Origin of the sequence: Streptomyces violaceus, from assembly GCF_036014075.1 — a bacterium.
GTDB lineage: Bacteria > Actinomycetota > Actinomycetes > Streptomycetales > Streptomycetaceae > Streptomyces > Streptomyces violaceus.
The window spans coordinates 3,439,134-3,458,911 of sequence record NZ_CP107911.1 but is presented as its reverse complement, the minus strand read 5'-3'; the positions used below and the strand labels follow the sequence as shown (position 1 = coordinate 3,458,911).

General features: G+C 72.1%; 14 protein-coding genes and 1 riboswitch. Of the genes, 7 read left to right on the top strand and 7 right to left on the bottom strand.

What is annotated here, in order from left to right; genetic code table 11:
• Positions 1–17: 17 nt before the first annotated feature.
• Positions 18–1,304 (top strand): ATP-binding protein, encoded by a 1,287-nt coding sequence (locus OG542_RS15350; protein ID WP_311127353.1) that lies wholly within the window; start codon positions 18–20, stop codon positions 1,302–1,304.
• Positions 1,301–2,044 (top strand): response regulator transcription factor, encoded by a 744-nt coding sequence (locus tag OG542_RS15345; RefSeq protein WP_328342594.1) that lies wholly within the window; start codon positions 1,301–1,303, stop codon positions 2,042–2,044. The genes OG542_RS15350 and OG542_RS15345 overlap by 4 nt, the downstream gene beginning before the upstream one ends.
• A 22-nt stretch (positions 2,045–2,066) precedes the next feature.
• Here OG542_RS15345 and OG542_RS15340 read toward each other — a convergent pair whose 3' ends face one another.
• A complete protein-coding gene (locus tag OG542_RS15340) occupies positions 2,067–3,134 on the bottom strand; it encodes a C40 family peptidase (protein ID WP_328417927.1) in 1,068 nt (355 codons plus the stop codon).
• 422 nt (positions 3,135–3,556) lie between these two features.
• Between OG542_RS15340 and OG542_RS15335 the strand changes: the two genes are divergently transcribed.
• Positions 3,557–3,910 carry a hypothetical protein gene (locus OG542_RS15335; RefSeq protein WP_107455854.1) on the top strand — a complete coding sequence of 118 codons (354 nt, stop codon included), beginning with the start codon at positions 3,557–3,559 and terminating at the stop codon, positions 3,908–3,910.
• Here OG542_RS15335 and OG542_RS15330 read toward each other — a convergent pair.
• Together OG542_RS15330 and OG542_RS15325 are read right to left on the bottom strand one after the other, a co-directional pair.
• Positions 3,888–4,904, bottom strand: a complete 1,017-nt coding sequence (locus OG542_RS15330) for an SLAC1 family transporter (RefSeq protein ID WP_328411432.1) — start codon at positions 4,902–4,904, stop codon at positions 3,888–3,890. The two genes, OG542_RS15335 and OG542_RS15330, sit on opposite strands and share 23 nt — an antisense overlap.
• 76 nt (positions 4,905–4,980) lie before the next feature.
• Positions 4,981–6,153: a C40 family peptidase gene (locus OG542_RS15325; RefSeq protein ID WP_328411430.1), complete on the bottom strand. Its 1,173-nt coding sequence runs from the start codon at positions 6,151–6,153 to the stop codon at positions 4,981–4,983.
• A gap of 8 nt (positions 6,154–6,161) precedes the next feature.
• A riboswitch (cyclic di-AMP (ydaO/yuaA leader) is annotated at positions 6,162–6,319 on the bottom strand.
• Between the two features lie 304 nt (positions 6,320–6,623).
• Between OG542_RS15325 and pcrA the strand changes: the two genes are divergently transcribed.
• Positions 6,624–9,104, top strand: coding sequence for a DNA helicase PcrA (gene pcrA, locus OG542_RS15320; RefSeq protein WP_328411428.1), 2,481 nt, complete (start codon positions 6,624–6,626; stop codon positions 9,102–9,104).
• A gap of 66 nt (positions 9,105–9,170) precedes the next feature.
• Here pcrA and OG542_RS15315 read toward each other — a convergent pair whose 3' ends face one another.
• Together OG542_RS15315 and OG542_RS15310 are read right to left on the bottom strand one after the other, a co-directional pair.
• Entirely contained in the window at positions 9,171–10,838 is a 1,668-nt protein-coding gene (locus tag OG542_RS15315) for a M23 family metallopeptidase (protein ID WP_328411426.1), read from the bottom strand.
• Between the two features lie 97 nt (positions 10,839–10,935).
• Positions 10,936–11,802: an alpha/beta fold hydrolase gene (locus tag OG542_RS15310; RefSeq protein ID WP_328411424.1), complete on the bottom strand. Its 867-nt coding sequence runs from the start codon at positions 11,800–11,802 to the stop codon at positions 10,936–10,938.
• A gap of 476 nt (positions 11,803–12,278) precedes the next feature.
• Here OG542_RS15310 and OG542_RS15305 point away from each other — a divergent pair, with 476 nt between their 5' ends.
• Entirely contained in the window at positions 12,279–12,695 is a 417-nt protein-coding gene (locus tag OG542_RS15305; protein ID WP_184591296.1) for a cobalamin B12-binding domain-containing protein, read from the top strand.
• Between the two features lie 149 nt (positions 12,696–12,844).
• Here OG542_RS15305 and OG542_RS15300 read toward each other — a convergent pair whose 3' ends face one another.
• Both OG542_RS15300 and OG542_RS15295 read right to left on the bottom strand, forming a co-directional pair.
• A complete protein-coding gene (locus tag OG542_RS15300; protein WP_328411422.1) occupies positions 12,845–14,530 on the bottom strand; it encodes a DUF5691 domain-containing protein in 1,686 nt (561 codons plus the stop codon).
• 142 nt (positions 14,531–14,672) lie between these two features.
• Positions 14,673–16,028, bottom strand: coding sequence for an SWIM zinc finger family protein (locus OG542_RS15295; protein ID WP_328411420.1), 1,356 nt, complete (start codon positions 16,026–16,028; stop codon positions 14,673–14,675).
• Positions 16,029–16,173: 145 nt separating this feature from the next.
• On the opposite strand from OG542_RS15295, the gene OG542_RS15290 reads away from it, so the two are divergent.
• Positions 16,174–17,292 carry an ATP-binding protein gene (locus OG542_RS15290; RefSeq protein WP_311127362.1) on the top strand — a complete coding sequence of 373 codons (1,119 nt, stop codon included), beginning with the start codon at positions 16,174–16,176 and terminating at the stop codon, positions 17,290–17,292.
• Positions 17,293–17,343: 51 nt separating this feature from the next.
• On the top strand, positions 17,344–19,746 hold the full coding sequence (locus tag OG542_RS15285; protein ID WP_328411417.1) for a DUF5682 family protein: 2,403 nt from the start codon (positions 17,344–17,346) through the stop codon (positions 19,744–19,746).
• Positions 19,747–19,778 lie beyond the last annotated feature (32 nt).

The window sequence follows — 19,778 nt, the reverse complement described above, 5'->3', positions numbered from 1 at the left end:
GTGTGACCATCAATGGCATGTCGGAAGCCGCAGCAGCGCCACTCGCCGAACCGCGGCCGCCGCGCAAGCTCTACCGCAGCAGTGACGGACGCTGGCTCGGTGGCGTGGCGCGAGGCCTCGCCGGGCACCTCGGGCTGCCCGTCGTCTGGGTGCGGCTCGTGTTCGTCGGCCTGTTCATGGCCGACGGCCTCGGTGCGCTGCTGTACGCCGCGTTCTGGTTCTTCGTCCCGCTCGGCGTCGGCGGAGTCGACGCGCAGAAGCCGCCGGCCGCCTCGGAGACCGCGCCCGACGGCCGCCGCAGACTCGTCGCCCGCAAACCCGACAAGGGCCAGATAGTGGCCCTGCTGCTCATGGTCGCCGTGGCCCTGGTGTTCGTGGGCAATGTGAACCTCAGCGGCGGGGCCCGGGCCTACCTCTGGCCGGCGGTGCTCGTCGGCGCGGGCGTCGCCCTGGTCTGGCGGCAGGCGGACAACGCCCGCCGGGCCCGCTGGGTCGAGGTCGGCCGCCGCCGGCGCACGGTCACGCTGCTGCGCGCGGGGGGCGGGGTGCTGCTGGTGACGGCCGGCGTCTCCGGCATCTTCGTCATGCAGGGCTCCGCCGCCCACCTCGGCTCCGTCCTGCAGGCGGCCCTCGCGGTGCTCGTCGGGATAACGCTCCTCGCCGGGCCGTATCTGGTACGCATGACGCAGGACCTCTCCGAGGAGCGCCTGATGCGCATCCGTGCCCAGGAGCGCGCGGAGGTCGCCGCCCATGTGCACGACTCGGTGCTGCACACCCTCACCCTGATCCAGCGCAACGCGGAGAACGCGAACGAGGTGCGCCGCCTGGCCCGCGCCCAGGAGCGCGACCTGCGCACCTGGCTCTACAAGCCTGAGGGCACCGGCAAGGACGAGGCCGACGAACCCACCACGCTCGCCGACGCCGTGCGGCGCAACGCGGCCGAGGTGGAGGACAAGCACGGCGTGCCCATAGAGGTCGTGGTGGTGGGGGACTGCCCGCTCGACGAGGGGATCGGCGCACAGATGCAGGCCGCGCGGGAAGCAATGGTGAACGCCGCCAAGTACGGTGGCGAGGGCGGAGCCGTACAGGTCTACGCCGAGGTCGAGGGGAAGACGGTCTTCGTGTCCGTCCGGGATCGCGGCCCCGGCTTCGACCTCGACTCGATACCCGCCGACCGCATGGGTGTCAGAGAATCGATCATCGGCCGCATGGAGCGCCACGGCGGCACGGCGCGGCTGCGCGCGGTGCCGGACGGCGGCACGGAGGTCGAGCTGGAGATGGAGAGGGCGGAGAAGACGTCATGAGCGACCCGACCGAGTCGAACGGTACGGCGGGACCGGCGGAGGCGGCCGGGCCCGCGGAGTCGGGCGGCGGCCCCGGCGGGCGCCGTGTGCGCGTGGTCCTCGTCGACGACCACCGCATGTTCCGTACAGGGGTCCAGGCCGAGATCGGGCAGACCGAGCAGACCGGTGTCGAGGTCGTCGGCGAGGCCGCGGACGTCGACCAGGCGGTCACGGTCATCACCGCGACCCGGCCCGAGGTGGTCCTCCTCGACGTGCACCTCCCGGGCGGCGGCGGGGTGGAAGTGCTGCGCCGCTGTGCCCCGTTGATGGCCGACGCCGAGCAGCCGGTCCGTTTCCTCGCGCTGTCCGTGTCGGACGCGGCGGAGGACGTGATCGGCGTGATCCGCGGCGGTGCCCGCGGTTACGTCACCAAGACGATCACCGGCACGGACCTCGTCGACTCCGTCTTCCGCGTCCAGGAGGGCGACGCGGTCTTCTCCCCGCGCCTGGCCGGGTTCGTCCTCGACGCCTTCGCCTCCACGGACGCGCCTCCGGTCGACGAGGACCTGGACCGGCTGACCCAGCGCGAGCGCGAGGTGCTGCGGCTCATCGCCCGGGGCTACGCGTACAAGGAGATAGCCAAGCAGCTGTTCATCTCCGTGAAGACGGTCGAGTCGCATGTCTCGGCGGTCCTCCGCAAGCTCCAGCTCTCCAACCGGCACGAGCTGACGCGGTGGGCCACGGCTCGACGGCTGGTGTGACCCGCGGCCCGGGCCGGTCAGGTCAGACCACCCGCGTCGCCCCCGCGTACGGCATCTCGTCGAGCGGAGCGACCCGTACCGGGGCCGATGAGTTCGGGGCGTGGATCATCTGTCCGTTGCCCACGTAGATGCCGACGTGACTGATGCCGGCGTAGAAGAAGACCAGGTCACCGGGGAGGAGTTCGGAGCGGGAGACACGGCGGCCTGCGGCGATCTGGGAGTACGTCGTGCGGGGAAGCGAGACGCCCGCGGAGCGGTACGCGGCCTGGACGAGGCCCGAGCAGTCGAAGGCGTTCGGACCCGTCGCGCCCCAGACGTAGGGGCTGCCGAGCTTCTGGTAGGCGTAGGAGACGGCGGCGGCCGCGCGGGCGTTGGGTGCCTGCGAGCCGGCGGATCCGGGGGCCGCCAGGGTGTCCCGGAGGTCCGTCAAGGAGCGTGAGGCGCGGTTCGCGCCCGGTGCTTCGGCGATGCGGGCACGTTCCTGCGCGGTGAGCCGGGACAGCAGCTGCCGTGCGGAGCCCAGCTTGCCGGTGATCGTCTTCTTGTGCCGCTTCAGCTCCGTCTGCCGCGACTTCAGGGACGCCAGCTCGATATGGGCGGCCCCGCGCAGCTGCTCGATCTCCCGGAGCTGCTTGCGTACGCCCGCGACGGCGGACTTCTGCCGGTTGCCGGCCCGCTCCACGAACTCGGCGTTCTCGAGGTACCGGTCGGGGTCGTCGGACAGGGCGAGCTGGAGGGCGGGGTCGATGCCGCCGTCCCGGTACTGCGCGGCGGCGACCGAGCCCAGGGCGTCGCGGGCCGAGTTGAGCCGTTCCTCCTTGCGGGCCGCCTGGTCCTGGAGCTTCTTGAGCCGCTCTCCGGCGGCGTCGGCCTTCTCCTTCGCGCCGTTGTACTTCTCGGTGGCGACCTCCGCCTCCTGGTACAGCTTGTCCACCTTGGCCTTGACCTGGCCGGGGGTGAGCTGCGGTTCGGCGTGTCCGGTTCCGTCGAAGCCCGTCGCGGTCGCCGCGCCGGCGAGCGCGATCGTGGCGGCCGTACGGGCCGTGTTGCCGCTCGCGGTGCGCTGTCGGGGCTTGCGGTGCGCTGCCACCTTGGGAGCCACGTCCTTTCCTGCGACCGCCCGGTGCGTGCGACGGCCGCCGTGGGGAGCGGGCGGGCGGCCTGCGCATCCGGCGACGGCCCGCACAGGGGAAGCGGGCCGCCGCCGGACCTTCTGGCGGTGGTGCCCGACTGCCGCCCCTGGCCCGGGCGGCGGTGGGGAGCCGGTCACCTGGTGGAGGACGCTAAACCTCGCCATGGCGGGCCCGTGGCCGGTGCGCGGAACTGTCCCGAGAGGACCGACGGTGACCGTATGCGACCGCGATCCCGCCTTGGCATCGTCGCCTTAACTCAGCGTGATGACCGATGCGTCGAATCACGGGCGAGTGACGGTGATCGGGTGCTATGGGGCGCATATATGCATCGGTGGGCCGGTGTCGGGCGGATCGGACCCCCTGATTAGGCTCCGGCCTCATGGACGTTCTCATCCACCTCTTCGTCGGCCTCCACATCATCGGCATCGCCTCGCTCCTGGGCGGCTTCCTCACCCAGATGAAGGCGATGGGCGAGGGCACCGCCCGCTACACCCCGGCGATGCTGCACGGCGCGCTGACGATGCTGGTCACCGGTGTGATCCTGGTCGGCCTCAACCAGGCCGACGACCAGTCCGTGAACAACATCAAGATCGGCGTGAAGCTGGCCCTGCTGATCGTGATCCTCGGCCTGGTCTACGTGAAACGGGACGACGAGAAGGTGGACAAGGGCCTGTTCGGCCTGGTCGGGCTGCTGACCACGGCGAACGTCTTCATCGCCGTGCTCTGGACCTGACCCGGCGGCCGGGCCGCACACCGGAGCGGGCCGAGGCGGCCGTCCAGGCGGTGGCCACGAGCCACGCCGCCACCGCGATCCACAACAGCGCCTCCCCGAAGCCGTCGAGCCAGGAGACATCGAGGGCGACGGCGACGGCCAGTGCCGCCGTCCCCGTCTTGGCCCAGGTGAACACGGTCGCCCAGCGGCGGACGTCACGGCGCGGCCGGGGCCGTACGAACTCGGCGGCGAACAGGACGGCGTAGCAGACCAGCGCGAGCACGAGCAGCACGACGGTCACGGTGCGCAGGACGTCCCGGTCGTCCACGTTCCACAGGTACAGACGTGCGCTGTCGGCGCTGAGCAGCCGCGCCCCGGCGAGCGCCGAGAGGGCGAGCGCCCCGCCCGCGAGCCAGTGATCGCCGGTCCCCTCGGCCACCTGCCGCACATCGAAACGGACCAGGGCGAGGACGTACAGCACCAGCCCCAGCCAGAACAGCACCAGAGCCGCGTGCGCGAGCCAGGCCGCCGGCTCGGCCGCGGCCAGCGTGGCGCCGAGCACGGCGAGCCCCTGCGTGGCCATGCAGCGCGCGAACACCGTCCCGGGCCTGCGCCGCTCCCCGCCCTGCGGGACGAGGACGAGCGGCACCGGCCAGAGCAGTACGGCGAGCACCAGCAGAGTCACGGCCAGAGCCTGGGCGCCGGCCGCCGAGAAGGCGGCCCCCAGGACGGCCGTCGCCGCCACGGTGGTGAGGGCGGCCGTGGTGACGCTCTCCAGGACGCCCGGCCTGCGCGCATACGCCCGCCACCTGGTCCCGGCCCGCAGCAGCCGCAGGGTGAAGTCCGCGGCGAACACCAGCCAGGCCGCGCAGGCCAGGCCGAGGGTGATGCGTGAGAGGACCTCGTACCCCGCCAGATCCAGACCGACCGACAGGGTGCCGGTCGTCAGCACAGCGGCACTGGCCGCCGGAGCACGCTGCGCCCACCAGGCGACAGAGGGGGAGGGGCCGGGCATGGGGCCGATGCTAGGAGGCCCCGCGCGCGTTACGGGCAGGGCACGCGCGCGGGGTCCCAAAAACCTGCGAGACCCGTCAGGCCGGCCGCACCACGCTGTGGATCGACGACTCGCCGTCGTAGTAGATCGACTCCTCGCGCACGTACGTGCCGGGCTTCGGAGCGTGGATCATCATGCCGTTGCCGATGTAGATGCCGACGTGGGTGACATCGTCGTAGAAGAAGACCAGGTCACCGGGCTGGGCGTCGGCCAGGGGGACCGTGGTGCCGACGTTGACCTGGTCGTACGTCGTGCGCGGCAGGGTCACCCCGGCGGCCTTCCAGGCGGCCTGGGTGATGCCGGAGCAGTCGTAGGAGCCGGGGCCGGTGGCGCCCCAGACGTACGGCTTGCCGATCTGCGCGCGGGCGAAGGCGAGCGCCTTGTCGGCCTTGGTGGCGTACGAGGAGTCGGGCACGGTGGACGACGAGGACGAACCCGAACCCGCCGAGGAGGAGCCGCTGCCCTGCTGCTGGGCGGCTTCCTGCTCCTGCTCCTTCTGCTGCTCGGCCTGCTGCCGGGCCAGCTCGGCGGCCTTGCGGGCGGCCTCCTGCTGCTTCTCCTTCTCGATCGCCGCGAGCCGCGCCTTCTCCTCGGCGGTCAGCTTCGACAGCAGCTCGCGCGCGTCGGCGAGCTTCCTCTGCACGGTCGCCTTGGCCGTCTTCAGGTCGCCCTGTGACTCGGTGAGCGTCTCGAGGCTCTCGGCGGCCTCCTGACGCTTCTCCATCGTCTCGGACTGCTGAGTGATGTAGTCGTCGACCGCCACCTTCTGACGGCCGGTCATCCGGTCCATCAGCTGGGTCTGGTCGAAGTAGTCCTGCGGGGTGTCCGCGAGCAGGAACGTGGCGGTGTCCGGAGCGGAGGCGCCGGTGCGGTACTGGGCGGCGGCGAAGGTGCCCAGCTCCTCCCGCGCCTCGTTGAGCTTCTCGGTGCGCTGGGCGACGTCGTCGAGGAGGGTGTCCACGCGCTTGCGCTGCTTGGCGGTCTTCTCCTTGGCTCCGTTGTACTTCTCGGTCGCGGACCCCGCCTGGCGGTAGAGGTCGTCGACCTTTTTCTCGACTTCCTCCAGGCTGGGCTTGTCGTCGGCCTCGGGGGCGGCGTTGGCCGACTGGGACAGCAGGGCCACGGAGGTGAGGGCCGCCGTTGCGAAGGCGGGGGTCCGTATGCCTGCCACGCGCGAACCCGTAGGACGCGACTTGCGGTGCGACGCCAAGGGAGGCGACTCCTTCCATGCTCCGCCTACCGGGTTAGCTGTCGGGTTCGGGCGGGTACTTCGGAAGGGTTGCCCTACGGCCCTCTCCGGAAAGGGAGTCGGGCCGATTCACCCCGGGGTCTCGGTGGGTCCCCGGCTCTGGCTGCCGCTGCGGCACGCCGGACTCGGCGGAGGCCACGCGGCCCGGCGACGTTCGCCGGTGGGGTTCGTGTGGCCTCCTCGCACGTTAGCCAACTCGTGTGGCCCTTGTGAAGGTTGATGGGTGATATGCCCGATACATTTCCGTGACCTTGCTCATGAGTGTCGCCGAGAGTGATCAATCGAGGGGGGTTGGTCATCATTCGCACGCAATTGTGAAGGCTGTAGCGACCTGTGATCGCGCGGACCTGGAGGGTGACAGGGGGGTCCTTTCGGCGATGTTCTCAGGGCGGCGGCGGGCTGTCAGTGGGGCGCCCTAGACTCGGAGAGCGATGAGCAGCCTCTTTGACGACAGCTTCCTGGCGGACCTCCAGGCCCAGCGGGGCCCCGCGGACGAGCCCCCGCCACCGCCCGAGGACGATCACGTACCGGAGCCGGTTCCGGACGATCTGTTCGGCGGGAAGTTCGACGCGCCGCCGGACCGTGACGCCTACTACCGGGGCGGCGCCGCGCGCCCGCCGGTGGACGCCGCCGCGCTCCTGGAGGGGCTGAACGACAACCAGCGCGCCGCCGTCGTGCACTCCGGCTCCCCGCTGCTCATCGTGGCCGGTGCCGGTTCCGGCAAGACCCGCGTGCTCACCCACCGCATCGCCCACCTGCTCGCAGAGCGGGACGTCCACCCGGGCCAGATCCTCGCCATCACCTTCACCAACAAGGCCGCCGGCGAGATGAAGGAGCGCGTCGAGCAGCTCGTCGGCCCCCGCGCGAACGCCATGTGGGTGATGACGTTCCACAGCGCCTGTGTGCGCATCCTGCGCCGGGAGAGCAAGAAGCTCGGCTTCACGTCGAGCTTCTCGATCTACGACGCCGCCGACTCCAAGCGCCTGATGGCCCTGGTCTGCCGCGACCTGGACCTCGACCCCAAGCGCTTCCCGCCGAAGTCCTTCAGCGCCAAGATCAGCAACCTGAAGAACGAGCTGATCGACGAGGAGGACTTCGCCGCCCAGGCCGCCGACGGCTTCGAGAAGACCCTCGCCCAGGCCTACGTGATGTACCAGTCGCGGCTGCGCGAGGCGAACGCCCTCGACTTCGACGACCTGATCATGACGACGGTCAACCTGCTGCGCGCCTTCCCGGACGTCGCCGAGCACTACCACCGCCGCTTCCGCCACGTCCTCGTGGACGAGTACCAGGACACCAACCACGCCCAGTACGCCCTCGTCCGGGAGCTCGTGGGCACCTCCGAGCACCCCGTCGACGTACCGCCCAGCGCGGACGACCTGCCGCCCGCCGAGCTCTGCGTGGTGGGTGACGCCGACCAGTCGATCTACGCCTTCCGCGGCGCGACGATCCGCAACATCCTCCAGTTCGAGGAGGACTACCCGGACGCGACGACGATCCTGCTGGAGCAGAACTACCGCTCCACGCAGACGATCCTGAGCGCGGCCAACGCGGTCATCGAGCGCAACGAGTCCCGCCGCCCCAAGAACCTGTGGACCAACGCGGGCACGGGCGCGCAGATCACCGGCTATGTCGCCGACACCGAGCACGACGAGGCGCAGTTCGTCGCCGACGAGATAGACCGTCTCACCGACGCGGGCGAGGCGAAGGCGGGCGACGTCGCCGTCTTCTACCGCACCAACGCCCAGTCCCGTGTCTTCGAAGAGATCTTCATCCGCGTCGGCCTGCCCTACAAGGTCGTCGGCGGCGTCCGCTTCTACGAGCGCAAGGAGGTCCGGGACGTCCTGGCCTACCTGCGCGTGCTGGCCAACCCGGAGGACTCGGTGCCATTGCGCCGGATCCTCAACGTGCCCAAGCGGGGCATCGGCGACCGGGCCGAGGCGATGATCGACGCCCTCTCCCAGCGGGAGAAGATCAGCTTCCCGCAGGCGCTGAAGCGCGTCGACGAGGCGTACGGCATGGCCGCGCGCTCCACCAACGCCGTCAAGCGGTTCAACACGCTGATGGAGGACCTCCGTACGGTCGTCGAGTCCGGCGCCGGCCCCGCCACCGTGCTGGAGGCGATCCTGGAGCGCACCGGATACCTCGCCGAACTGCAGGCCTCCACCGACCCGCAGGACGAGACCCGGATCGAGAACCTCCAGGAACTCGCCGCCGTCGCCATGGAGTTCGAGCAGGAGCGTGGCGAGGAGGAGCAACGCACCCTGGCCGACTTCCTCGAGCAGGTCGCGCTGGTCGCCGACTCCGACCAGATCCCCGACGAGGAGGACGGCGACGGCGTCATCACCCTGATGACCCTGCACACCGCCAAGGGCCTGGAGTTCCCGGTCGTCTTCCTGACCGGCATGGAGGACGGCGTCTTCCCGCACATGCGCGCCCTCGGCCAGACCAAGGAACTGGAGGAGGAGCGGCGCCTGGCGTACGTGGGCATCACGCGTGCGCGGGAACGGCTGTATCTGACGCGGTCCACCCTGCGCAGCGCCTGGGGTCAGCCGTCCTACAACCCGCCGTCCCGGTTCCTGGAGGAGATCCCGCCGACCCACTTGGAGTGGAAGCGGACCGGTGCGACCGCGCCCGCGTCCTCCGGGCCGGTCTCCGCGGTGGCGGCCTCGCTGTCGTCGTCCCGTTCGCGTTCGTCGGCGTCGGGCGCGTCCGGTTTCGCCACGCGCCGTACCTCCGAGAAGCCGGTGGTGTCGCTTGCAGTCGGGGACCGGGTCACGCACGACCAGTTCGGGCTCGGGACCGTCGTGGCGGTGAAGGGCACGGGCGGGAACGCCGAGGCGACGATCGACTTCGGGGACACCAACCCGAAGCGGCTGCTGCTGCGGTACGCGCCGGTGGAGAAGCTGTAGCCCTGTGCGGCGGTAGTCCTGTGAGGTGAGCCTCCGCCGGCCGGTCAGGTGGAGGCTGCCGGGGCGTTACGTCGGGTCGACGCCGTGGCTGCGCAGCCACGGGAGCGGGTCGATCGGCGAGCCGCCGGCCGGATGCACCTCGAAGTGCAGATGAGGGCCGGTCGAGTTGCCGGAGTTGCCCGAGCGCGCGATCGGATCGCCGGCCTTCACGGTCGTACCGGAGGGGACCGTATAGGTGGAGAGGTGGCAGTACCACGTCTCCGTGCCGTCCTTCGCGGTCACGACCATCATGTTGCCGTACGCGCTGTTCCACTGGGTGCGGACGGTGCCGTCGGTCGCGGCCATCACGGTCGTGCCGTACGAGACGGGGAAGTCGATGCCGGTGTGCAGGGACATCCAGTTGATGCCGGACTGGCCGTACTGGGCGCTGAGTCCGTGGCGGGCGACCGGCAGGGCGAACTTCGGGCGCAGCCGCTCCTTGCGGGCCGCCTCTTCCGCCGCTCGCTTCCGCTCGGCCGCCTGCTGAGCCTTGAGGTCGATACGTTCCTGCGTACGGCTGGCCCGGTCGGCGAAGTCGTCGGCGCCGGCGGAGAGGCTCTGCAGCTGCGTGTCCAGCTTGTTGTTGGCGGCGGCCGGCTGCACCGGCTGCGCGTCCGCCGCGGTGGTCTGCGCCTCCGCGGCGCTGTCCTCGGTGAGGCTGCCGACGGACGCGGCGGCGATCCCCGCGACGCCCATCACACACGCCGAGGGCACCGCGATGGTCATCAGCGCCGAGCGCTTGGGGGGCGTACGGCGGCGGGAGCGGGACCCGGCGCGCGAGGCCGCTCGTGCTGCGGTGCGCGGGCCGACCTCTTCCTGGCCGTCCAGGAGCGGGGTGACGGTGGGCAGTTCGCCGGTGGTGGCCGGCTCACCGCCGTCCGCGGCGGGGTCGTCGTAGGCGGCCCCGGTGGCTTCGTCGTAGCCGATCTGCTCGAACGTCGCCGTCTCGTGCTGGTGGAAGGCGTCCGCGTGCTGCTCGTACCCGTCGGGGGACGGCGCGGCGGAGCCGTCGGAGTTCCACTGCGTGGCGTCGTAGGTGCCGGTGTCGAAGGCCTGCGTGCCCCATTCCCACTGCTGGGTCTGGTCGGCCGGATTGCCGGACTGGTCGGGCTGGAGCCAGGCGCCGGTGTCCCACTGGCCGGTGGCGTCGGGGGACGTGGCCTGCGGCGGGATGACCGACAGCGGTTGCTGCTGGGCCGGCCAGGAGGTCGTGTCGTAGACACCGGTGTCGTAGGCGGCGTGGTGCTGGGCCGCGTACGCGTCGTAGTGCGGGTTCTCGTGCGTGCCCGTGGGCCAGTGACCTGTGTCGTACGTGCCCGTGTCGGGGCCGCTGCCCGGGAGGTTGCCGAAGAGGGGGTCGCTGGCGAAGCTCGCGGTGGTGTGCCCGGTGGCATCGAAACCGGCGCCGTCCGTACCGGTGGTGTGGGCACCGGTGGCGTCGAATCCGGTGGCGGCGTAGTCGCCGTACGTGGTGAAGTCGCCGTACTGGGCTTCCTGGGTGCCGTACGACGCGTAGTGCGCCGAGGCGGCCTCGGAAGCCGGAGCCGGGGGCATGGTCCCCGACGGGTGACGGTCGTTCACCAACTTCTCTTTCGCCTCGACAACAGGGGCTGCCAGAGCAGTGCGGCGACTGTACCCGGCGGTACGCGGGCACGACAATCTTCGGCAGGTTTCGCGCGCGCATGAAACGGGCATTCGGCCGTGTTTTGGCGGACGGCGGGCGCGGGTTTGGCTTTGTGTTCGAAGTTTGTTCGACGTTTCGATGCGATACGCGCATCGGTCGGGTCCGGTGTCAGGCCACCGTGAGGCCGCCGGTGTGATCGACGGACGGTTCACCCGGGTGGGCCGTGTCGAGGACCTGCCGTATTCCGTTGGCGACGGCGGGGTGCACGGGCAGGGCGAGATGGCCGATGCCGGTCACCCGCACGTTCTGCACCGTCAGATCGGGATGGTCGATGCGGGCCGACTCCAGCGGGTCCATCACATGGTCCAGGTCGCTCCAGTAGCTGACGAAGTGCGTACGGCAGTCAGGGGCGGGCCGAGTGAGCTCCTCGAGCACCGGTGAGCCGGGGCGCATCTGGCGCACGATGGGGTGCGCGTCCGCCAGGGGCGCGACTCGGGTGCCGGAGTGCGGCGTGCCGAGGGTGACGAGCGTCCGGACGCGGGCGTCGCCGCCGAGCCGCTGAACGTAGTAACGCGCTATCAGGCCGCCGAGGCTGTGCCCGACGACATCGACCTGCCGGGCCCCGGTGCGATCGCAGATCTCCTCTATGTGCCGGCCGAGCAGCTCGGCCGCGGCGCGTATGTCGCAGGTCAGCGGCGAGTAGTTGAGGGACTCGATCTGCTGCCTGCCGTGCTGGGCGAGGCTGCGGCGCAGCAGGACGAAGACCGAGCGGTTGTCGATGAAGCCATGCAGCAGGAGGACCGGGGGTTTGGCCTCCGTGGGCAGTTGGGCGGCGCCGTCCGTCGTGGGCAGTGCCGGGGCGGGTGCTCGTCGCTCCTGGGTGATGCCGGAGGGGTAGAGGAGGAGATGCCCGGCCAGGATCGCGATCTCCAGGGCGGTGGCCTTCAGAAGTGCCAGGGAGAGTCCTGTCAGTCGGCTCGGCAGCAGGCGCTGGCAGAACGGAAGAAAGGGCAGAGCAGCCCTGGTGACCTTCATGGCCGACCTCCTGTCGGCACGTGGAAGGACGGCTCCGCCCCCCGTGTGCCCTCGTGGAAAGCTGCTGCGAAGACGGCCGACAATGAGCACGTGAGCGACCTGAGCCGCGTGTGCCGCGGGGCCTGAGTGTGGCGTGTGGCGTTTGTGGCGCCAGTGGTCCCCTGTGTGCGGTATGTGCCGTACGTGCGGTTCTTGCCTTGCGTGTCTTCACCGAAGTGCCGTACCGCCGCTGTGCGTGGTGGGTGGAGCGGCGGTACGGCGACTTCGTCGCGGCTCCCCTTGCGCTTGTCCCATCGTGTGATTTCCCCCTCGGTCCGCAGCACGAAACTGCCGGTTGCGGGATCCTGGAGATAACGTTCGTTCACTTGCCCGGACGATGCGGGGCGGGGTGTCCGTGCGGTGCGGCGTGTACGGCGTGCCTGATGTGTGCGGTACTTGTCGGTACGGATGGATGTATTCGCTTCATGGAGGCAGTGATGGGTGTGGCAGCCGGTCCGATCCGCGTAGTGGTGGCCAAGCCGGGGCTCGACGGCCACGATCGCGGGGCCAAGGTGATCGCGCGGGCCCTGCGTGACGCCGGTATGGAGGTCATCTACACGGGGCTCCACCAGACTCCCGAGCAGGTCGTCGACACGGCGATCCAGGAGGACGCCGACGCGATCGGGCTGTCGATCCTCTCCGGCGCGCACAACACGCTCTTCGCGGCGGTGATCGAGCTGCTCAAGGAGCGGGACGCCGCGGACATCCTGGTCTTCGGCGGCGGGATCATCCCCGAGGCGGACATCCCCCTGCTGAAGGAGAAGGGCGTCGCGGAGATCTTCACGCCCGGCGCGACGACGACGTCGATCGTGGAGTGGGTCCGGACGAACGTACGCCAGCCGGCCGGGGCGTAGGCCTCCGGCGGTGGGGCCGGGACGGCTTCGGCTGGTCGGAGCCGGAGCCGGAGCCGGAGCCGGAGCCGGAACCGGGCCCGGAGTCGGGGCTGGTGGGCCTGTTGTCGGCCGGGGCCGGTTCCTTGCGCAGCCCTCGGGCGCTGGCGGGTCTACGCCGTGCCCAGTTCCTCGGCCATCGCCGCGCGCAGCCGCAGGGTCGTGACCAGGCGATGGAAGGCCTCCGCCCAATAGCCTCCAGCTCCGGGTGACGCGTCCTCCGGTTCGTCCGGTACGGCCAGCAGAGCGTCGAGGCGGCCGGCCTCGGACGGGTCGAGGCAGCGCTCGGCCAGGCCCATGACCCCGCTGAAACTCCATGGATAACTCCCTGCGTCCCGAGCGATGTTGAGCGCGTCCACCACTGCCCGGCCGAGCGGCCCGGACCACGGCACCACGCACACCCCGAGCAGCTGAAAGGCCTCGGACAGGCCGTGCGCCGCGATGAAGCCGGCCACCCACTCGGCCCGTTCGGCGGCGCCCAGCGTGCCGAGCAGCTTGGCGCGTTCGGCCAGGGACACCGCGCCCGGGCCGCCCGCCTCCGGCGCCGAGGGCTCGCCGAGCAGCGCACGCGACCACTCGGCGTCCCGCTGGCGCACCGCCGCGCGGCACCACGCCGCGTGCAGTTCGCTCTGCCAGTCGTCCGCCACCGGCATCGCCACGATCTCCCGGGGTGTCCGCCCGCCCAGCCGCCGTGACCAGGTCCCGAGCGGTGCCGCCTCCACCAACTGGCCGAACCACCAGGACCGTTCTCCCCGTCCCGCCGGGGCCTTCGCCACGACGCCGTCGCGCTCCATGCCCGGGTCGCACTCGTGGGGTGCTTCGACGGCGATCGTCGGTGCGGTCGGTGCGGTTGGTGTGGTCGGCGCGATCTGAGTGGTCTGGGGAGTCTGTGCCGCCTGTGGGGTTTGCGTGTGGTCGATGGCCACACATGCCTCCGCCCTGACCGCCATCCGCGCGGCGAGCGCCGAACCGGGCAGCGCCGAGAGCAGCTCCGCCGCCGTCGCCCGGACGTTGCGGCTGCGGTCGGCCAGGGCCTGTTCCAGGAACGGCTCGTCGTCCGGGCCCAGGCCCGCACGCAGGGAGTCGAGGAACATCAGCCGGTCCTCGGCCCGTTCCGTCGCCCAGGTCGCCGCGAGCAGTTCGCGTGCGGCGGCCGGTTCGCGGGAGCGCAGGGCTGAGAGGAGAGCGACCCGTTCGGCGAACAGGCCCTCCTGCCACAGCCGCTGAATCCGGTCCTCGTCATCGACGTGCGGCAGGGCCGCTCCACCGCCTGGTGCCGAACGCAGGGCGAACCGCCAGTCCTGGTTCAGCCGCGCCAGCCACAGGGCCCGCGGCCCCGCGAACTCCAGCACCGCCGGACGCAGGTCGGTACGCCCCCGGGCCGCGTCCAGCAGTGCGGGAAGCGCGTGCGGAGGCGGTGCGAAACCGCGGGTGTTGGCCGCCGCGAGCCACTGGGGCAGCAGTTCCATCAGGTCGGGCGCGGCGCCCCGGCGGCCGCCGCCGGACGGGCCGGGGCGGTCGGCCAGCAGCAGCGCGAGTCTGCGGGCCGCCGCGGGCGGCAGCGGGGGACGAGGGTCCTCCGGGGCCGCTTGCGGGCGCTCCGCCGCCCGCGCCGGACGCAGACCGGCCCGGCGTCGCACGGTCTCCGCCGCCGCCGCGTCCAGCAGGGCCACCGGTGCCTCAGGGCCCGGCCCGGCGCCCGGCGGGGTACGCCGGTCCGTGCCCAGCAGCGCCGTGGTGACGAGCCCCTCCCAGGCGCCCGTGACGGGCGCGTCCACAGAAGCGGAGGTCCTGGTCATGAGCTTCCTTTCCGCGGGGCGCCCGGGAGTGGTTGAAGTCTCACCCTTACCGGTTGTCCCGTGATGACTGAAAGATGCGTTGGTTCAGTTGCTTCATGGGAAGGGTGGGTCGGGTCGGAAAGGCCGGTCCGCCGCCGTCGGTTCAGCACAGCGCCACCCCGTCGCCCGGGCCCTCGGGCCAGGCCGTCAGCGGAGTGAAGCCCTGGTGGCCGCATTCGCCGAAGACCCTGACCGGGGCACCGCCGGACAGGGCGACGAGCCGCCACAGGCCGGGCCGGGAACGCGCGCCGGGGGCGAGCGGCAGCGCCGCGTCCTCGTCGGCGTCCGCCAACTGCCAGGAGCCGCCGTCCGGGGTGGGGACGACCCGGTCCAGCGTCACCGGGACGGACTCCAGCCACGGATCGTCGCGCAGGGCGTCGCCGTACCGGGCCGCCGCCTGCGACGTCGTCACCCCCGGCGGACGTATGTCCGTGGGCGCGGGCGGCGCGAACTGTTCGCCCAGGGCCACCCGCGACTGCCCGGCACCCGGGTAGGCGGACATCTCGGCATCGAGGCTCAGGCCTACTGGCAGCGCCAGCTCCGGGGCGCGGCCGGCGGCGCCGTAGGAGAGGAGCAGCGCGGTCCGGTGCGAGGCGGTGCCGTGCAGCCAGATCCGGCGGGTCGTCAGGCGTGGGTCTGTCGTGTCGTACTGGGCGAGCACCAGCCAGCGGTCCCGCACCGGCGGGCCCTCCGCGGAGGCCGGCAGGCCGATCCGCGAACGGACGGTGGCGGCGAGGCCGTCCGGCAGCCGCTCGCGGCGCAGCCAGCCCTGGCCGAGGAGATGCAGCAGCGCGCACTCCTCCAGCAGTCGCACCGGCCAGCCCGGACCGGTGGACGGGATCGCTCCCAGCTCACGGACCCGCGCGGCCAGGCCCTGAGCCTGGGCGTCGACCATACGGGCCGCCGTCTCCTCCCAGAGGCCGTAGCCGGACTGCTCCGCTGTCGCCAGGCCGCCGCGCAACAGGTCCGCCAGGCGCTGCTCCAGCTCCACCGCGCCTGCCGTGACCCGCTCGGCCCTCCGCTCCGCCCGGCGCCGCGCGGCCTCCGGATCAGCGGACCCGGACGGCGAAGCCGGGTTCTCTCCCGCACTCTTCTCCTCCGCGCGCTCGCGCCGCCCCGCCAGCCACCGCCCGGCCCATTCCGGTGCCTGCCTCAATGGCACCGCTCCGTCGCCGCCCGCCCAGAGCAGCAACAGCCCGAGAGCGTGCTTGCACGGGAACTTGCGGCTCGGACAACTGCACTTGTACGCGGGCCCGGAGGCGTCCGCGATGTCGACGACCGTCTGATACGGCTTGCTTCCGCTGCCCTTGCACAGCCCCCACACCGTCCCCTCGTCGGAGCTCCCCGCCTCGGACCACGGCCCCGGCGCGCCGAGTTTGCTTCCCGCTTTGCGTGACGCGGTGTCAGGCGCCAGTGCCAGCACCTGGCCCGCCGTCCAGCGCACCCCCTGCTGAGTCATGCCATCGAAGGTAGATCCCACCACTGACAATCGGGTCCGCGAGCGGCTCAGGCACAGTGTTTGCGCAGGTCAGAACGCATTGTCAGTGGTGTGGTGCAACGTGGTTGCCAGATCCGAACCGGCCGAGCTGGAGGGGGACTCAGCCATGCCTGTGTCCGTTGAACCGACATCGCAGACCGACGGTGCCGAGGCGCTGCGGCCGCACGCCGAGGACGCTTTCGCCGGCGAACTCGCCGCACTCGCCGCGCAGGACGACCGCCCCCGCCCGGCCCGCTGGAAGCTGTCGCCGTGGGCCGTCGCGACCTACCTGCTCGGCGGCACGCTGCCGGACGGCACGGTGATCTCACCGAAGTACGTGGGCCCGCGCCGCATCGTCGAGGTCGCGGTCACCACGCTCGCCACCGACCGCGCCCTGCTCCTGCTCGGCGTGCCCGGCACGGCGAAGACCTGGGTGTCCGAGCACCTGGCCGCGGCGGTCAGCGGTGACTCCACGCTGCTGGTGCAGGGCACCGCCGGCACACCGGAGGAGGCCATCCGGTACGGCTGGAACTACGCGCGGTTGCTGGCCCACGGCCCGAGCCGCGACGCCCTCGTGCCCAGCCCGGTCATGCGGGCGATGGCCGACGGCATGACCGCCCGCGTCGAGGAGCTGACGCGTATCCCGGCCGACGTGCAGGACACGCTCATCACGATCCTGTCGGAGAAGACGCTGCCGATACCGGAACTGGGCCAGGAGGTGCAGGCGGTCCGCGGCTTCAATCTGATCGCCACGGCCAACGACCGCGACCGCGGGGTCAACGACCTGTCCAGCGCACTGCGCCGCCGCTTCAACACGGTGGTGCTGCCGTTGCCGGAGAGCCCCGACGCCGAGGTCGACATCGTCTCGCGCCGCGTCGACCAGATCGGCCGCTCCCTCGACCTGCCGGCCGCGCCCGACGGCCTCGACGAGATCCGCCGGGTCGTCACGGTTTTCCGGGAGCTGCGCGACGGGGTCACGGCCGACGGCCGGACGAAGCTGAAGTCGCCCAGCGGCACGCTGTCCACGGCCGAGGCGATCTCCGTCGTCACCAACGGACTCGCCCTGGCGGCCCACTTCGGCGACGGCGTGCTGCGGCCGAGCGACGTCGCCGCGGGCATTCTCGGCGCGGTGGTCCGCGACCCGGCGGCCGACCGCGTCATCTGGCAGGAGTACCTGGAGACGGTCGTCCGCGAGCGCGACGACTGGAAGGACTTCTACCGGGCCTGCCGTGAGGTGAGCGTGTGAGCGGTACGGGGCGGGGCCGTCAGAGGTGCGTATGGAGGGGAGGGGGTTGGCGTGACAGGCTTGGAGAGGGCTGAGGGCCGGGGCGCCGGGGCCGGGCCGCTGCTGCTCGGGGTGCGGCATCACGGGCCGGGGTCGGCCCGGGCGGTACGGGCGGCGCTCGAGGAGGCCCGGCCGCGGGTCGTGCTGATCGAGGGTCCGCCCGAGGCCGATGCCCTGATCCCGCTCGCCGCCGACGAGGAGATGCGGCCTCCGGTCGCCCTGCTCGCCCATGCCGTGGACGAACCCGGCCGCTCGTCGTTCTGGCCGCTGGCCGAGTTCTCCCCGGAGTGGGTCGCCATCCGCTGGGCCCTGGCACACGACGTCCCGGCCCGCTTCATCGACCTGCCGGCCACGCACACGCTGGTCTGGGGGAGGCAGGAGGACGCGGCGGGTGCCCACAGCGACGGTGACGGCGATGACGACCGCGAAGGCGAAGACGACGGCGACTCGGGCCCCGGCTCCGCCGACCTGCGGATCGATCCGCTCGGCGTGCTCGCCGAGGCCGCCGGCTACGACGATCCGGAGCGGTGGTGGGAGGACGTCGTGGAGCACCGCGGCGTGGGGAAGGGGGACGCGCTCGCGCCGTTCACCGTCCTCGAGGAGGCCATGGGAGCGCTGCGCGAGACCTACGGCAGCGGGGGACACGACCGGGACCTGGTGCGGGAGGCCCATATGCGGCTCCAGACGCGGGCCGCGCAGCGGGAGTTCGAGGACGGCGTGGCCGTCGTCTGCGGGGCCTGGCACGTCCCCGCCCTGCGGCAGAAGACGACCGTCGCCGCCGACAAGGCGCTGCTGAAGGGGCTGCCCAAGGTCAAGACGGATATGACCTGGGTGCCGTGGACCCACCGCAGGCTGTCCCGGATCAGCGGCTACGGGGCCGGCATCGAGTCGCCGGGCTGGTACGGGCATCTCTTCAGCGCCCCGGACCGGCCGGTCGAGCGGTGGCTGACCAAGGTGGCCGGGCTGCTGCGCGCCGAGGACCGGATCGTCTCCTCCGCGCATGTCATCGAGGCGGTGCGGCTGGCCGAGACGCTCGCCGCGATGCGCGGCCGTCCGCTGCCGGGGCTGAGTGAGACGACCGACGCGGTGCGGGCGGTGATGTGCGAGGGCTCGGACGTACCGCTGGCGCTGGTGCACGACCGGCTGGTCGTGGGGGACGTACTGGGGGAGGTGCCGCCGACGGCGCCGGCGGTTCCGTTGCAGCGGGACCTCGCCCGGCTCCAGCGCCGGCTGCGGCTGAAACCGGAGGCGCTGGAGCGGGAGTTGGAGCTCGACCTGCGCAAGGAGACCGACGCAGGCCGCAGCAGGCTGCTGCACCGGCTGCGGTTGCTCGGAGTCGCGTGGGGCGAACCGGCCGCCTCGCGGGGCAGCACGGGCACGTTCCGGGAGACCTGGCGGCTGCGCTGGGAGCCCGAACTGTCGGTGCGGGTCGCCGAGGCCGGCGTGTGGGGGACGACCGTACTGTCCGCCGCGACAGCGAAGGCCGAGGCGGACGGGGTCGCCTCGCAGGGCCTCGCCGATGTCACCGCGCTCGCCGAGCGCTGCCTGCTGGCCGAACTGCCCGACGCCCTGCCCACGGTGATGCGGATCCTCGCCGACCGGGCGGCCCTCGACACCGACGTCGGCCATCTCGCCCAGGCGCTGCCGGCCCTGGTCCGCTCCCTGCGCTATGGCGATGTGCGCGGCACGGACACCGGGGCCCTGGGTGAGGTCGCCGCGGGTCTGGCCGAGCGGGTCTTCGTCGGCCTGCCCCCGGCCTGCGCCGCGCTCGACGCGGACGCCGCCGAGGAGATGCGGCGTCATGTGGACGCGGTGCACGGGGCCGTGGGGCTCCTGGGCGACGCACCCGCGGCGGGACACGGCCACTTGAGAGGCCGTTGGCAGTCGGTGCTGCGCGTGCTGAGCGGGCGGGACACCGTGCCCGGGGTGATCCGGGGGCGGGCCGTGCGGCTCCTGCTCGACGACGGGGAGCTGGCGCAGGACGAGGCGGCGCTGCTCATGGGGCTCGTCCTGTCACCGGGCACCCCGCCCGCGGACGCGGCCGCGTGGATCGAGGGCTTCGTCGGAGGAGGCTCCGGTGGCGGGATGCTCCTGGTGCACGACGAGCGGCTGCTCGGGCTGGTCGACGCGTGGCTGACCGGGGTGCCGGGGGAGGCGTTCACGGACGTACTGCCCCTGCTGCGGCGGACGTTCTCGGCGTACGAGCCCGGGGTGCGCCGGACCCTGGGCGAGCTCGTCCGGCGCGGGCCGGGGGCCGGGGGCGGTTCGGCAGCGGCCGGCTCCGGCATACCCGGCTTCGCGGTCGAGCTGGACACGGTGCGCGCGGATGCCGTGCTGCCGGTCGTGCGGCTGCTGCTCGGGCTGGACGACGTGGAAGAGGAAACCGGTAACGACCTGGCGGGGGTGACGGGATGACGACCGATGCACTGAGCGAGCCGGCTCCGAGG

What these genes read in the sequence shown, in the direction of transcription:
- OG542_RS15305 (WP_184591296.1), top strand. Translation starts at nt 12,279, where the DNA reads ATGGGTGTGGCAGCCGGTCCGATCCGCGTAGTGGTGGCCAAGCCGGGG.
- OG542_RS15335 (WP_107455854.1), top strand. Translation starts at nt 3,557, where the DNA reads ATGGACGTTCTCATCCACCTCTTCGTCGGCCTCCACATCATCGGCATC.
- OG542_RS15350 (WP_311127353.1), top strand. Translation starts at nt 18, where the DNA reads ATGTCGGAAGCCGCAGCAGCGCCACTCGCCGAACCGCGGCCGCCGCGC.
- OG542_RS15300 (WP_328411422.1), bottom strand. Translation starts at nt 14,530, where the DNA reads ATGACCAGGACCTCCGCTTCTGTGGACGCGCCCGTCACGGGCGCCTGG.
- OG542_RS15315 (WP_328411426.1), bottom strand. Translation starts at nt 10,838, where the DNA reads ATGCCCGTTTCATGCGCGCGCGAAACCTGCCGAAGATTGTCGTGCCCG.
- pcrA (WP_328411428.1), top strand. Translation starts at nt 6,624, where the DNA reads ATGAGCAGCCTCTTTGACGACAGCTTCCTGGCGGACCTCCAGGCCCAG.
- OG542_RS15345 (WP_328342594.1), top strand. Translation starts at nt 1,301, where the DNA reads ATGAGCGACCCGACCGAGTCGAACGGTACGGCGGGACCGGCGGAGGCG.
- OG542_RS15310 (WP_328411424.1), bottom strand. Translation starts at nt 11,802, where the DNA reads ATGAAGGTCACCAGGGCTGCTCTGCCCTTTCTTCCGTTCTGCCAGCGC.
- OG542_RS15330 (WP_328411432.1), bottom strand. Translation starts at nt 4,904, where the DNA reads ATGCCCGGCCCCTCCCCCTCTGTCGCCTGGTGGGCGCAGCGTGCTCCG.
- OG542_RS15290 (WP_311127362.1), top strand. Translation starts at nt 16,174, where the DNA reads ATGCCTGTGTCCGTTGAACCGACATCGCAGACCGACGGTGCCGAGGCG.
- OG542_RS15295 (WP_328411420.1), bottom strand. Translation starts at nt 16,028, where the DNA reads ATGACTCAGCAGGGGGTGCGCTGGACGGCGGGCCAGGTGCTGGCACTG.